General features: G+C 53.0%; 13 protein-coding genes and 1 other RNA gene. 7 read left to right on the forward strand and 7 right to left on the reverse strand.

Going from position 1 to position 14,708, the window contains the following annotated elements; all coding sequences use genetic code 11:
• Positions 1-70 precede the first annotated feature (70 nt).
• The 5 genes from JJD41_RS21480 (at position 71) to JJD41_RS21500 (ending at position 3,633) form a co-directional block, all read left to right on the forward strand.
• Positions 71-388, forward strand: a complete 318-nt coding sequence (locus JJD41_RS21480; protein WP_200669535.1) for a DUF6464 family protein — start codon at positions 71-73, stop codon at positions 386-388.
• 49 nt (positions 389-437) lie between these two features.
• Positions 438-1,142 (forward strand): hypothetical protein, encoded by a 705-nt coding sequence (locus tag JJD41_RS21485; RefSeq protein WP_200669536.1) that lies wholly within the window; start codon positions 438-440, stop codon positions 1,140-1,142.
• A 144-nt stretch (positions 1,143-1,286) separates the two neighbouring features.
• Positions 1,287-1,710: RNase P RNA component class A (gene rnpB / locus JJD41_RS21490), an RNA gene on the forward strand.
• A gap of 81 nt (positions 1,711-1,791) precedes the next feature.
• The gene (gene rnc / locus JJD41_RS21495; RefSeq protein WP_200669537.1) at positions 1,792-2,517 is read left to right on the forward strand and encodes a ribonuclease III; all 726 of its coding nucleotides are present in this window, start codon (positions 1,792-1,794) and stop codon (positions 2,515-2,517) included.
• A gap of 63 nt (positions 2,518-2,580) precedes the next feature.
• Positions 2,581-3,633, forward strand: a complete 1,053-nt coding sequence (locus JJD41_RS21500; protein WP_200669538.1) for a Gfo/Idh/MocA family protein — start codon at positions 2,581-2,583, stop codon at positions 3,631-3,633.
• Between the two features lie 80 nt (positions 3,634-3,713).
• On the opposite strand, the gene JJD41_RS21505 is transcribed toward JJD41_RS21500, so the two are convergent.
• From JJD41_RS21505 to JJD41_RS21530, 6 genes are all read right to left on the reverse strand, one after another.
• Complete coding sequence (locus tag JJD41_RS21505; protein ID WP_234489048.1) at positions 3,714-5,717, reverse strand: ATP-binding protein; 2,004 nt, start codon at positions 5,715-5,717, stop codon at positions 3,714-3,716.
• 710 nt (positions 5,718-6,427) lie between these two features.
• Entirely contained in the window at positions 6,428-7,852 is a 1,425-nt protein-coding gene (locus JJD41_RS21510) for an IctB family putative bicarbonate transporter (RefSeq protein WP_234489049.1), read from the reverse strand.
• 181 nt (positions 7,853-8,033) lie between these two features.
• Positions 8,034-9,647 (reverse strand): GAF domain-containing sensor histidine kinase, encoded by a 1,614-nt coding sequence (locus tag JJD41_RS21515; protein ID WP_200669540.1) that lies wholly within the window; start codon positions 9,645-9,647, stop codon positions 8,034-8,036.
• 121 nt (positions 9,648-9,768) lie between these two features.
• The gene (locus tag JJD41_RS21520; protein ID WP_200669541.1) at positions 9,769-10,488 is read right to left on the reverse strand and encodes a GUN4 domain-containing protein; all 720 of its coding nucleotides are present in this window, start codon (positions 10,486-10,488) and stop codon (positions 9,769-9,771) included.
• 160 nt (positions 10,489-10,648) lie between these two features.
• Positions 10,649-11,215 (reverse strand): adenylyltransferase/cytidyltransferase family protein, encoded by a 567-nt coding sequence (locus JJD41_RS21525; RefSeq protein ID WP_200669542.1) that lies wholly within the window; start codon positions 11,213-11,215, stop codon positions 10,649-10,651.
• Positions 11,172-11,978: a response regulator transcription factor gene (locus JJD41_RS21530; RefSeq protein WP_200669543.1), complete on the reverse strand. Its 807-nt coding sequence runs from the start codon at positions 11,976-11,978 to the stop codon at positions 11,172-11,174. Before JJD41_RS21530 ends, JJD41_RS21525 begins: the two co-directional genes overlap by 44 nt.
• 291 nt (positions 11,979-12,269) lie before the next feature.
• Here JJD41_RS21530 and JJD41_RS21535 point away from each other — a divergent pair, with 291 nt between their 5' ends.
• A complete protein-coding gene (locus tag JJD41_RS21535) occupies positions 12,270-12,410 on the forward strand; it encodes a hypothetical protein (RefSeq protein WP_200669544.1) in 141 nt (46 codons plus the stop codon).
• 265 nt (positions 12,411-12,675) lie between these two features.
• Here the strand turns inward: JJD41_RS21535 and JJD41_RS25485 are convergent, their stop codons facing one another.
• Complete coding sequence (locus JJD41_RS25485; RefSeq protein WP_255547393.1) at positions 12,676-12,807, reverse strand: hypothetical protein; 132 nt, start codon at positions 12,805-12,807, stop codon at positions 12,676-12,678.
• 850 nt (positions 12,808-13,657) lie between these two features.
• On the opposite strand from JJD41_RS25485, the gene JJD41_RS21540 reads away from it, so the two are divergent.
• Positions 13,658-14,467 carry a PEP-CTERM sorting domain-containing protein gene (locus tag JJD41_RS21540; protein ID WP_234489050.1) on the forward strand — a complete coding sequence of 270 codons (810 nt, stop codon included), beginning with the start codon at positions 13,658-13,660 and terminating at the stop codon, positions 14,465-14,467.
• Positions 14,468-14,708 lie beyond the last annotated feature (241 nt).

A 14,708-nucleotide genomic window follows, 5' to 3' on the forward strand; every position in this document is an offset into this window, starting at 1 on the left:
TGAAGATAGCATAAATTTATAGTAGATCGGAGAATTGCAAGCCAATTGGTCAGTATTAGGAGCAATTGTCATGTTAGAAACTCTTGCCGTTTTTGTCTTGGGGATCGCCCCACCTCTGTTCTCCTTGTGGGTCATGCGAAAGGTGCAAGTTAGAGCGCGTGAAAATTTAATTCGGGCTAGAGAAATTCCCGTGGTTAGAATTCCGTCGAGAACGCCTTTTGCAGACGATCGCCGTTATGTCGAAGGGATTGGAGAAGTGACCGGAGATCCGACCTGTCAATTTAATGCCCGTTCGGCTTACATTCGTTGTGCGGTCAATCCAAGCGGTCCGTGTCAGAATTGTCCTCATTATCGATCGCGAAACTCGGAATCGAAAAGAAAATTTTAAGATTTTAAAACAAATTCAAGACTAAAACATACAAAATTAATAACCGGAAATGACCGGATTTGATTTAATTATTCTGACGTTCTATTTAGTCTGCGTCCTGACCGTTATAGCGCGGGCGATCGCCTCGTTATTCGTAGATCGAATAACCGTTCGCTTCGATCGCCCCTTTCTCGAAAAGCAGCTCGAAATTCAGCAGCTCAAAGAGGCGATCGAAATTGACGTGAAGCTAGAAAAAAGATACAATCTCGATGAATTAAAGTTCTTAGAACTCAAAATTAGGAACAAAAGCGATCGCGAGCTTTATCTCGATTGGGATGGGAGTGCGGCGATCGATTTCGAGGGGCGATCGCACCGAATTGTCAGGATGATTCCCGGAATGACTTTAGACTTACTTCCTCCCCAAGTCAATAGCGTCATTCCCGCCAAACGCACCTTAGTTCAACCGATCGCCAGTGAAAGCAGTTTACGGAGAAACTCTGAAAGTTCGCCGCTTGCTATTGCCCGCACTTTTGTCGATTTTGCTAAACTCAAGCGCGGTCCAAAAAAAGACGACAAAAAAGACAAAAAACAGGCTAAATCTACCCATGAATCAAAAATATTTTATTTTTATTTATCTTTAGCGTTTCGGTTTGCGGCGAGTGAAGTCTCGACGATCGCCCCCCGTCCAATTCCCTTGACCTGTCAGTTTGTAGTCGAACCGTTACCGTGGACGGAAACTCTACCGTGGAGACAAGAAAAAGAGAGGAGAAAATAGAGGGCAAAATTGCGCGGAGTCAACCCGGCGGCGATCGCCACGATCGCGCCATCTAAGATTTTTAATTCATACCCGTTGAGTAGAATCTAAAAAATCTAAAATCTCAAATCTAAAATCTAAAATGGTATAAACTAGAAATCGGGAGAAAGTAAAAGCAGGTGGTTGCAGATTCTCAAACATGGGGATCTGAGGAAAGTCCGGGCTTCCGAAAGACCGAACTTGCTGGGTAACGCCCAGTGCGGGTGACCGTGAGGAGAGTGCCACAGAAACACACCGCCGATGAAGCGAGAACGAACGAGGCGATCGTCTTCGGGCGTCGTTGACCGAATTCTTGCTAACAGGTAAGGGTGCAAAGGTGCGGTAAGAGCGCACCAGCAGCGTCGAGAGGCGCTGGCTCGGTAAACCCCGGTTGGAAGCAAGGTAAGAGGGAACTAAGGTTGGTCTTTTCCCGGTTCCCGTTAGTAGAGCCGCTTGAGGCGTCTGGTAACAGGCGTCCCAGATAGATAACCGCCCTGTTCTTCCCTCGGGGAGTGCAGAACAGAACCCGGCTTACTCTTTACTTTCTCTCGATTTTTTTGACGATCGCGATCGTCGAATTCGGGGCGGTTTCGTTTCCCGGACGACGGTTTCCAAATAGATTGCGCTTGATATGACTCTCAATCATCCCCAACGCCAAAGGGAACTGGAAAAACTCATCCAAAAATTGGGGCTTTCCCCTGAAGATCCTATCGACTGGCAGTTGTTAGATCTTGCTTTAATTCATCCGAGTTTTTCGTCGGAAATTAATTACGATCGCCTAGAGTTTGTCGGGGATGCAGTGTTGCGGATGGCGGCGGCGGAATATCTCAACGAACGCTATCCCGATTCCAAAGTGGGCGAGTTGGCTTCGATTCGATCGCTGTTGGTGAGCGATCGCATGTTAGCTAAAATTGCCGACAACTACGGTTTAGAACGCTATTTACTGCTCTCTCCGGGAGCGGCGGGCGATCGCAACGGACGACAATCGCGCTTAGCCGATGCCCTGGAAGCGACCTTAGGGGCGCTCTATTTAAGCACCCATTCTTTAGACCTCGTTCGCCCGTGGTTAGACGAACACTTCAAAGAATTAGCCGAGCAAATTCGTTGCGATCCGGCCTTACAAAATTATAAAGATGCCTTGCAAGAATTGACCCAAAGCCGCTATCAAATGCTGCCGGAATATCGCGTCCGCGAAACGAGTACAGTTCACGCCGATCCCGAACGGTTTCAGGCTGAAGTGTGGTTTCAAGGAACCCGTCGCGGTTACGGACAGGGACGGACGAAAAAGGCGGCGGAACAGGCGGCGGCGCGGATGGCGTTCGTGGCGATGCAACAGGCGCAAGCGCTTCCGTCTTAGGCAAGAACGGGGGTTGCGATCGCACAGTAACATCCCCACAGTTCACTTACTCGATGTTAGAAAATGTCCGATCGATCGATTTCCATCGCGATTTTAGGCGCGGGGCGCTGGGGAGTTCACCTGATCCGCAATTTTGTCCGGCATCCGCGCACCCGGGTGGTGGCGGTAGTGGATCCGCATCCGGAACGACTGGCTGAGGCGCGATCGCGCTTAGATGACGACAGTTCCGTGTTGCTGGCGACAGATTGGCAACAACTGGACGAATTGAGGGATCTCGATGCCGTCGCGATCGCCACTCCCGCCTCGACCCACTACGAGTTAATCCTGAGCGCCTTAAAGCGCAACTGGCACGTATTGGCGGAAAAACCCCTCACCCTCGATCCGCGCCAGTGCGTCGAAATCGCCGATTTAGCCCGCCAGCGCGATCGCCGCCTGTTCGTAGACCATACTTACCTGTTTCATCCCGCCATTAACGCCGGAAAAGAGGCGATCGCCCGGGTCGGTTCCCTGCGTTACGGCTATGCGACCCGAACCCACCTCGGTCCAGTTCGGGGCGATGTCGATGCCTTGTGGGATTTAGCCATTCACGATCTGGTCATTTTCAATACCTGGCTCGGTCAAACCCCAGTCAGCGCCCGGGCCACGGGTCAAATTTGGCTGCAGTCCCAGATGACCGAAGCCGATGCCATTGCCAGAAATTTGTACCCGCAAGGACTCGCCGATTTAGTGTGGGCGACGGTGACCTATGCCAACGGCTTTCAAGGGTGCATTCACCTGTGCTGGTCGAATCCGGACAAACAAAGACGATTGGCAGTAGTCGGCGATCGCGGAACCTTAATTTTCGACGAAATGGCCCGAGAGGCTCCCCTAACCTTCAAACGGGGCAGATTGGAGCGTCAGGGCGATCGCTGGATTCCCGACGACCAAGGCACCGAAATCATTCCCGTAGGGAGTGACGAACCCCTCGCGCAAGTCTGCGATCGCTTTGTCCGATGGATCGACGATCCCGGCGCGATCGCCACCTCCGACGGCGCCTTCGCTGCGAAATTAGTTGAAATTCTCAATGCCTTAACCCGTTCCCTACAAGAAGGCGGGCGCGAGATCTCGATTTCCTAGTTGTTGCGACTCGGAGATCCTCCCAACGAGTCGCTTCGCGAACGATCGCTCGGATCGAGCCGTCAAAAAGGCGATCGCCCCTAACTTTCCTCCGGTCTGACCCCGGACATCGTTCTCAATTCCGGGGAATCGAGACCGTCTTGGGGGCGATCTTCTCCCTCAGACCAAACATCGAGCAGGGGCAAACTAATTTCAACCGTCGTTCCTTGACCGATTCCCGGACTCGACAGGGCGATCGCGCCGCCCATCAACTCGATCAAATTGCGAGAAATAGCCAATCCCAGACCCGTCCCGCCATGCTTGCGGGTTTTGGTACCGTCCACCATCACGAAAGGTTGGAACAGTTTTTGCTGTTGGTCTGGGGCAATTCCGATCCCCGTATCCTGGATACTGATAACCACCCGCGACGACCTCGACCCGTCGGCGAGATCGTCGCCATTGTGGGTCTGTGGAGTTTCCTTGCGCGTGGCGATTGAGATCGTCCCCGTGTCGGTAAATTTAATCGCATTGCCGATCAAATTGATCAAGACTTGTTTGAGTTTGGCCGGATCGGCTTCGATCGTCAGGGGCTCGGTCGATTCGCGAACCGTCAGTTTGAGACCTTTTTGTTGAATCGGTTCTTCTTGAATGTCGATGACTTCTTGAATGATTTTATTAACATCGACGGGTTCGATCAGAACCGAAAGGGTTCCCGCCTCAATTTTAGAAATATCGAGAATATCGTTAATGATATTTAACAGGTGAATGGCCGCATCGTCGGCCCGTTGCAGAAATTCGATTTCCTCGTCGCGATCGTCGCAGCAGTCATCCCGTACCAGGCGAATGCAACCGATAATCGCATTGAGGGGAGTTCTCAACTCGTGGGAAATGGTCGCCAAAAATTCATTTTTTAATTGATTGGCCGCCTTCGCTTCCTTCCAGGCGCTTTCTAATTCTTCAGCCCAGGCTTTGAGGCGATCGACCATCACGTCGAGGGCTTCCGCCAAGCGATTGAACTCGCGAATCCGCAGATTGTGGGGGACGCGATCGCTCGTCGAACGACATTGGATATTTAAGGCATAATCTTGTAATTTTTCGATCGGCAGGGCTAAATCCCGCGTCAGGTACAAGGTCGCCAGTAAATTAGCCGCCAACAAACCCAGGATTAGGGTAAATAAGACTTGTTGAATTTCCTTGAGTCCGGCGAGGGCATTGTCGAGGGGCGTCACCGCCAAAATGATCCATTTCTGCTCGGCACCGCCGTGACTCAAGGGACTGGTAATGGCCGTATAGCCGCAAATGAGTTCGACTCCCGCTTTGTCCAACCCGAACAGGTGCAGGAAATCCTGCCGTCCGGAAATGGCATTGCGGATGATGCTTTCGAGGCGTTTGGCGTCTTTTTCTTGTTTGATGTTGCGTCCGACGCGATCGGGGTCGTTGGCGTGTTCGAGAATGGTGCCGTTTTGGTTGATGACGACAGTGTAGCCCGTCAGGGAACCGGGTTCGAAGCGGCGATCGCTGGCGCGCTGTCCCAGGCGCGATTCGATCGTCAAAGCGTAATCGGGGGTTCCCGGGGTATCCGGAGCGTACAAATAGCGATCGCTCGCGTACACTGGAGCGTACAGGCGTAAGCGCAACTGTCCTTCATTGGCAAGTTCGCCGGAGGTGGCATCCGTCGCCGTATTGGGGGGATCTTCTTCCGGCAAAAAAGTAGTCACCCGTACTTTAGAAATCGGATTGCTCGAAGCGTCGAGGGACTGCGACCACCAACTTGTCTCGATACTGCCGAGACGGCGATCGCCGCAACTGCTGGCAATGATGCGATCGTTATTCAAATCGCGCAATTGAACGCACTGAACTTTCGTCGGCAATTGCTCGGCCAATCGCTCGACAAAGGCTTGCGATTCTTGAGGCGAACCGGATTTGAGGACGGCAGTTTCGCTCGCCGTCAGCAAGTTCGCTTGTAGGGCTTGAATCGAAGCTTCGATGCTTTCTCCCTTCCGAATCGCGCTTTCTGTCAAATTTTGGCGGGCCGTTTCGAGCAAGCTAGAACGGGCCTTGCGATAGGTAACGTATTCTCCCAAAAGCAATACAGGTACGCTCAATAGGAGAATTCGCGATAAGAGGATGCGACGAAACGAGGATTGACCAGGCTTAACCATAGGAAGTTTCTAGGCGATAATGATGCAAGCCCCAAGTGCAACAAAAGTTAATCCAACATCGTAAATTGAGATCTGTTTTCCCGACTTATGTTACTGCTTATGTTACAGCGATGTGGGCAAATGTTGCCAAAACAATGAGGCTGTCACCGAATCGGAGATCGAGCGAAGACGAGTAGATTTTGCACTCAATCGAGTGACCCTGACTGGCAGTGGAGCAATGTTGGGCAGTCGATTTTTGAAATTTAACAACCAGAAGAGATCGCAGGGAATCCGACTCGACTGCGCGAGTGGATGGCGAGTGGGGTGAGCGAAGGCGAGATCTCAGCCAGAGGCTTCAGGCGGCAGTGATTGGCTCAATTCCCCTTTCCTTCGAGTCGGTCGATTCCCAACACGGCTCAGTGCAAGTCTACAAGTGCTTTAAAAAGTTTAGACTTTCAATGAGATAATTGGTGCCTGGAATCTACTTCTGTGACTCGATCGCGCTCCTAGGAAGAGACAAGCACCCCCGGACGGGGACGATGCCCCCTCGATCTTCGTACTGGCTGTTTTCCATCTTAACTTTGCCAGCCAGAATACATGGATATTTCAGGGAAAATGAAAGCCGATCTGCACTCGACTTCTATGGTTTGCCGTGGAGATCGCCCCAAGGGGGACTATCCCTCGACCCCCGACCCTTGAAGGGAATCGCCGTTTTCGGATGACGCCGAGGCTCCATAAAAACTGGCGACGATCGCGATCGCCAACCACCATAAAATATTGATTTGCGGACGATACCAGACCGTATCCACCAAACCGTGAGCGAGCATTCCCGCGACGATCGCCAGGGCTGCCATCAGCCAGTACCCTTGAGGGTCGGCGCGATCGCGCAGGCGGTGCAGTTGTACGATCCCTTGATAAATCGTGACGGCGATCGTCCACAAGAGCGCGAATAGGCCGATAAAACCCATTTCGACGGCAGTTTCGAGGAAAATCGAATAGGCGCTCAAGGCGGTGTATTTCGGGCGCATGTAGAGGGGATAAATTTTGTTAAAGGCATTATTCCCCGGTCCGATCCCGATAATCGGGCGATCGCGGATCATCTCGAAGACTGCTTCCCAAACATTCATCCGGAAATTATTGCTGCTATCTTCCCGTCCGGCGAAAATCGTCGAGACGCGATCGCGGATCGGTTCGACCAGCGCCACCGCCAAGACGATCGTGGCGGCGGTCAATCCCAACACCGCCGGAACGGCCCACACTCGCCACTGCTCCGGGAGACGCACGCTCCACCAGTCTACAAACAATAGGGTTAAAACAAACAGGGCGACCACCAAGCCGATCCACCCCCCGCGACTGAACGTGAGGATTAAACAGGCTCCGTTGACCGCCGTCATCGTCACCGCCAATGCTTTCGGCAACGTGCGGCGCCACATGAAGATCGCCGCCACGCTCAACATGACGGCGGGTAAAAGATATCCCGCCAATAGATTGGGATTGCCCAAATAACTGTAAACCCGGGTCACCTCGGAACCGGGGGAGGTCGGATCGCTCCAGGTCGCCGAGGCTTCGGCCCCGAAAAACCACTGGCGTAAACCGTAGACGCTGACGATCGTGGCAACGTGCAGGTAAACCGCAATTAACAACGATCGCACGCGCGGCGATCGCAGTACCCGCGCCATCAATAAAAACAACACCAGATAGAGCGTTAACTTAACCCAGCCACTAAACGCCGCCTGTTTCACCGGGGACATCGCCGTGGCGATCGTCGCAATCCCCCAGTAGAGGAACAGCATCAAGTGAATCGGCGTAAAACCGCTCTCTCCCGAGTCGGAAACCGTCAGCAACGCCCAATAGGCGCCCGAGGCGAGCAGCAGCACTCCAATTAAGGTGGTGGAAACGAACGGCCCGAGGGCAAACAACAAGGCCACCAAAGCGACGGCGATCGCCTCGGCCCACTGGATCAACCAACTTCCGGCACGCCAATCGCGCAGCCAACCGACGATACGATGCAGCCAACTCCCACTCGCCCAACGATCTAAGGCCAAATCGGACGAAAACGCCACCAGAGGCAAAAAGACGCCGCCCATTCGGTCGGCCATCCATCGAAATGAGGACCACACGTTACTCAATCTCTTCTCCTCAAACTACGGTGCTAACAATACGTTGCCATCACATTACTTCAGCCGGAACCCGTCCGTTAAGGGAAAGGATCTAGCTAGCGCCGTCCTCAGCTCGACTCCTGCTTTTACCACGGACTATGTATTTTGTCAACCCTGTCGCCTAGGAAATCTCCTCGACGTCGCTGGTGCGGGGTAGGCTCAATACATATCGATAGCCCAATTCCGAGGATCCTTCAATGGCGATCGTCCCCCCGTGCAGTTCGGCGAGGTCGCAACTGAGCAACAAGCCGATCTGTTCGTGACTGGCTTCGTTCACCGTCCGTCGCGCCGCACTCTCCGGGGCGATCGCGCCGACGGTCGCTTCCGCATCCGAGCCGATCTCATCGGATACGGCCACGGCAACGGGACTGAGACCTTCCTCAGTAATCAGGGAACAGGAAAACAAGTCAGGGGGAGGCAACCCCTCATCCAACCAAGGATGAGACAGCCACAGGGCAATTTTCAGCCGATCGCGCTTGCGCGAGACGTGAACGCGCACCACGCCGCCGGGATGGGCCACTTGAATCAACTTAAACAGTAGGTGGTAGAGAATTTGACGGACGATCGTCTTATCCAGGCGCCAAATGCGATCGCCCGGTTCCACGGACAAGTGAATTTCTTGATCCCGTCGTTTGGCGATCGCTTCGAGTTGGTCGATCGCCTGCTGGCAGAGCATTTCCACATCGACAGAGATCGGATTCAACACCCCGATCGCGTCGTCGAGTTTGCGTAAGGCCAGAATTTGATCGATTAACGACAGCAAATACTCACCGCTACTGTGAATGATATTGAGATATTCTTTTTGCTTCGGTTTCACCGGCCCGTAAACTTCCTGATTGAGAACTTGAGCCATCCCCATCATCGTCGTCAGGGGATTGCGGAGTTCTTGGGTCAGAAATTCCAGAGCTTTGAGCTTCAACTGAAACAAAGTCCGTTCGGAATTGGCCCGAGTCCGCGCCATGCAGCCGAGACCGATTCCGAGAGAACGTCGCCGTTCCAATTCGCTCATCATCCAGCGAGCGGTCATTTCTAAAAACTGAATCTCCGAGATTCTAAAAGTACGCGGCGCCAGATCCATCACCGCCAAGGTACCGACACAGTAACCGTCGCTGGCGTGCAAGGGCAATGCTAAATAAGCGCGGATCCCGTAGTCGCGAACCCAACTCAGCCGTGCCAAGTCCGGATCGCTTGCCGTATCGCGAATCGCATAGACTTGCCCCGTTTCCACGGTGCGATTGCTCAACGAATCAGTTCGGGCGATCGCGTATTCGCCGTCGGCGTGGGGGGGGAGGTCGAGTTCGTCCAACCCCACCCCCGCCCGCAAATATTCGCGTTCGCGATCGACAATACCGACGGTACAGATCGGAATGCCGAGAAATTCCGCAGCTTTTTGGGTTGCTTCTTCAAAAATCGGCACGATATCGGCTTCGAGCAATCCCCATCGCTCGATCGCCGCCAGTCGTTGCGCTTCCAAAGGGGAAACGGTCTCGCGACGGACACGAGTAAGGTCAAGATGTTCGGGAACTCCCATATTTTTCTTCTGCGATCTACAGCCCAAGCGGTCAGTCGGAGTACGGCGATCGCACCCCAGACCTGTTTTCCGCACCCTGGATGGCCGCATCCTCGCCATTGGATTCAAATTGGTTTCGATCGCCGACTGTCCTACCGCTTGGAGATCGGAAAACCAGGTCGTCAGTTCCCCTCCCTCTTCTCCCGGTGTGGTCGAAGGCGCCATCTCTGCAATCCGCCGATCGAGGGATATCAATGGCGCGCGATCGCCCGCGAGGGGTACGCTCTTCGGGAATGACCCGAGGGATGCACCCCCCTGGCGCGATCGCGTCTGTTTATATTCTTTATTATTCCCAGGCGGGATGGGAGAGCAAGCGTTCGATGACTCTAACGCCGCGTAATTGATTCGACAGAGGGAGGTGACCTTTAGGAGCGCTCAGATCCCAAGTAAACCCATTCGGATAGCGCGTCCAGTTATTACCCTCTTTCCAGCCAATTTTCGGCCACATTTTATCCCAATTTTTGCCGACCCCCAACCAAATTTCGCGTTGGACGGAAAATCCGAATTTCCCTTCGGAATAAATGCGCCACAGCCGATCGAGGGTTTGCAGGGCGTCGCTGGGAATGCGATCGACGTCGGTAAAGTACAGCCATTTTCGCTCTTGTGCAGCTTCTCCAGCCAACTGACACAAAATTTGCATACTCAAGCGGTCGGCTTCCTGAAACTCCAGGGCCGCCAGGTGAGTTTGGACGTCGCGAAAGGCGATCGCGCCGTCCCCGTCTAGGGGAACGAATCCGCCCGGAAAATGGCTCTGTAAAAATTCCCGGGTATTGGAAACCTCGGCGTTATAAAGCACTTGATACGCTTTTCCCGAGGCTACAGTCGGTTCGGCTTGTCGTCGTTCGAGCAGAAACCCTTGCAACAGTTCCAAACCCGCTTCGCCCGCTTCGGAGAGTTGGGCGATCGCCTGGAGTTGCGTTTTTTCAGAGGTCGATGTTAATTGGTTTTTCAGTTCGTTTAAAGCGTTGTCATTGTCTAAAGCTGGGGAAGTCGTCGAATCAGTCATAAAGCCATTGAAATCGGGTTGCTACTTAGGGGTTGCGCTCGAAAATTCGATCTCGGGCATCGGGGAACAGGCTTTACCCGTCGCGATCGCCGCTCGCCGAGGATCGCTTCGGGAATCGAGTTGCCCGCTACGCCCTGGATCGGATCTTGGCGCTTGGGTGTTATTCCCATTCTCCCACTGTGGTTCCCTCTCGATGGCTCCCGCGTAAAATTCCCTCGACGATCGCCGTGGTCGAACGGGGGATTTCAATGGCTACCAACTCGATCCGACCCCCATATTCTAAAACGGTAGGGGCTTCTGGGAGGCGATCGCGGTCGTAATCTCCTCCTTTGACGTAAATCTCCGGTTTGAGGGCGCAGATCGTCCGAATGGCGGTCATTTCTTCAAAAATGACGACCGCATCCACGACTTCGAGGGCGGCGAGAACTTCCGCCCGTTCCGCTTGGGGGACGAGGGGACGGGACGGGCGACCGGGTTGAGGGGGTTTGAGGCGACTGACCGAACGATCGCTGTTGAGTCCGACGACGAGCGATCGCCCGTAGCGCTTGGCGGCGGCTAAATAGCGCACGTGTCCGGCGTGTAGGAGGTCGAAACAGCCGTTGGTAAAAACTAAGGGTCGCCAGCGTTGCGGTTGCGCGGCGATCGCCCGTTGTAGGGCCGCTAACTCGTAAATTGAACCGGGACTAGGACGATCGGTTTTCCGGTTCGGCTGGGGGTCGGTATCCATTTTCAAAGGCAAATCGTACCAATTGGGCGCGGTTTTCGACGTCGAGTTTACTCAAAATGTGACTCAGGTGGGTTTGTACCGTGCGCGGACTGATAAACAGGCGATCGGCAATTTGTTTGTTGGTGTAGCCCTGAATCACTTCCCAAAATACTCGGGCTTCTGCGGGGGTTAAGGGCAGGGGTTCGGGTACGAAGTCTTCGCTGTTTTCCTCCCGGTCTTCTCGGGGAACGGGGGATTCCCCCGAACCCAAGGGGTCATTCCCGTTCGCCGCCAGTTTTTGGCTGGTGTGTCCGTCGCCGTCAATTTTGGCGGCTGCGGAGGCGAAGGCTCCGGGAATTCCGGCGCGATTGGTCACTTGCTGCATCAAGCGAATCATTTCGGCATGGATCCGCCGCGATCGCTCTAACTGGGCTTCGATTTTGGCCACCAGTTCTAAGGGTTCAAAGGGTTTGATCACGTAATCGTCTGCCCCAATGGAATGCCCTTCGATGCGATCGTCGAGATCTCTTTTACTCGATAAGAAAATAAACGGCACTAACTGCCCCGAAGGACTCCCCCGCAACCGCCGACAGAATTCAAATCCGTCCATATTCGGCATCATCACGTCCGAGACGACCAAATCCGGCGGGGGATCTCGCTGGAAGACTTTCAAGGCTTCGGTTCCCGACCCCACGTCCTCGACTAAATATCCCTGGTTTTCTAAATGGCGTTTCAACACCATTCGCAAGGTTCGGTCGTCATCAACGATTAAAATTCGTTTCATCTGATTGGGCCACTGCACCTACATTCTGGCTAAAATCTCTGTTTAACTTGCAAGCCTTCCGTGGAAAAACAACGCTTCGCCATCGATTTGAGATCGATTAGGTAATGGTCAATTGAAATTACTCGACATCATTGTCCTCAACCAAGACAGCAACCAACCTCTGTATTGTGGCTCGACGATTCCCCTCTCTAGTCTGCCTTACTCAGGCCGACTCGCCCAAGGGTTTCGATCGCCCACTCTGGTCTTCGATCTTTATCTGTAGGGGCGTCGCCCGAAGGAATTAGCATCGGCTTGTCTATTCTGTTTGCACCTTGCGCGGGCATTCTGGCAGATCGGCGATCGCCGTCCAGTGGCGATCGGTTTGAGCGGGAGAGGCTGTACGGGATCTTTACACGGCGATCGCAACCCTTGCGCCGTCAAGCCTTAGCATGATTGTTTTTCTTGGCTTTTACAAAATTAGCTTATTTCGCGATCGCCTCCTCCGTATAGGGTCTCCCCGTCCTGATGGCTAGGCGCGATCGCCCTGGCGCTCGGATTCAGCAATTTGGCGGATGTTTTTGCTCGAGGCGCCCTGCCATACTCGGATCGATGCACCTAGACTACTCAAAATTACGCTGTTTGATGGAAATGCCCTTGATGTTCGCACTCTTTTTCATTCCGCTACACTGCCGACACTCTGGCAAAATTTCCTTCAATTTCACTGCTTTGGCCTGTTGGTTTGAGTGCCGTTGCGATCGCGATCGCTCCTTGAGCTTCGCTCGGATAACTCTTCCCTTAAATCGGGGTTGACCTCGGCAACAAGGCGATCGCGATCGCTCAACTTTTCCACAAGCTTCTACCCCATTCTATTACACTCTCAGTTCACTCCCGATTCCCCCTTCCCACTACCAACAGCGATCGCGATCCCGAGCCAACTTACCCTCCCGAGAATAGCCCCTCGACCCCCCAAGACTTCCCACCAATCCTCGCGCGATCGTCGGACGAACTCAACCCTCTATCTCCCCGTTCGTTCCTCCTATACGAGGCTTACATTTCACCGCTTCATCTCTTAGATTCCTCCCCTTCTTTCCGAGAGGGTTTTTGATATTAAAATAAAGCCAGAGAACTGTAAAGCCGCTTTGCTTTGAGGGAACTCTGCCGATCTCACCCCCAAAAACAGAGTCGCTCAAATCTCCTCAGAATTTTTATCCCCACGCCACCGATTTCACTCTCTAACGGATCGCCTTCTAAAATAAGTTCGTAGCCGAAGATTGAAACAGTCTTCGGCTGTTTTTTGTTTTCCCTGAAATCTAGCTTCAATTCACATCTCTAAATAAATGAGTTTTTTTAGGTCAAATCTCGGGGGAAGCACTGAAACGAACTGAGTCAAACAGTCGTCAATTTAAGCGATGAAAAAAAATCGATAAATGACATCCGTATTTCCACGGATCTCGATCGACCTTGCCCAATCTTTACATAAGAATCCAGTTCTATATAGCTTCAATAAAGAATGGAATAAAGGGGTGACAAGGGCATCGAAGGAATGACATACTGAATCCAACAAGCGAAAACAAGTGAAGTGACGGAGCTTAAAGCTCTACATCTCCACCCGCCATAGATACAATTATTTACCCGAATCCAAAAGGGTAGCATCCTAAGTAAACAAAGAAAAACTTAACTGACTAAAAGAGGGGTTGCCAATGTCTTACTTACCGAAACGTGCCATGAGTGCCAAAACCGTTCTGACCACTGCTGGATTCGCCCTTGCTTCCGCCGCATTCCTCGCCAGCCCGGTTAAAGCCGATGAATTAACCGTCAACCTGAGCGACGTTACGAATAGCAATACCGAGAACTATCCCACCGTCGAGATTAAACTGTCTGACGACGGTATGGCAGACGGTACCGTTCAAGTCACGGTCAACGTGGTTCCGGGATCGACTGGATACATCGGCGACCTGCGTGGCGTACATATGAATCTGCCCGGTGGAGCGACCATCACCCCCGTTTCTGGTGGACCGATCACCGCTATTGAAGGTACGGCGAGTGATTTTGGGAAAATCGGTAGCTCTGCGAATTTGAATGGTTCCGGTGCATCGTTCACCTCCGGTATCGAAATTGGCGAACAGGGACTGAAAGGCGGTTCGGATGACTATCAAACCGTGACCTTCCAAGTTTCCGGCGTCAGCCTCAGCGACTTCACCAGCGATACCTTTGGCGTCCGCATGATGAGCGTCGGCGACCCCAATGGTTCTCGTAGTTTGAGCAGCAAAACCTTGGGTACGGCTCCCGATACCGTGGTCGTGACCAACCCCGGAGATGGCGGTAGCGAACCGGAAGAACCCGTGGTTGAAGAACCCAATGTTGGCGAACCGGAAGGCCCGGTGGCTGAAGAACCCGGTGGCGGTGGCGAACCCGTCGCAGTTCCCGAACCGACCACGATGGCTGGCTTGGCGCTCGGTTTCGGTGGTTTAGTTGCCGCCCGTCGCCGCAAAATGAACAAAGACGGCTAAATCTAGTCTTGCCATAAGTCTGAATTGAATAGCGAGAGTCCCAATTGAAGAGGCGAGAAGCGTGTAAGAGCTTTTTGCCTCTTTCGCTATTTTGGTGTCGCTATTTTACGATCGCCTGTAGTCCCCAGAGACAGCATAACTGCAGAACCTCGGTTGTTTGTAAACGATCTTTCTCAACCCGGATAGATCTGGTAGCCTACCAAAGAAAGATCGGCTCAGCTTAAACTCAAGTTAACCTGCA

The sequence above is a fragment of the Oxynema mangrovii CENA135 genome (assembly GCF_016632315.1).
In the GTDB taxonomy this organism is placed as follows: Bacteria; Cyanobacteriota; Cyanobacteriia; order Cyanobacteriales; family Laspinemataceae; genus Oxynema; species Oxynema aestuarii.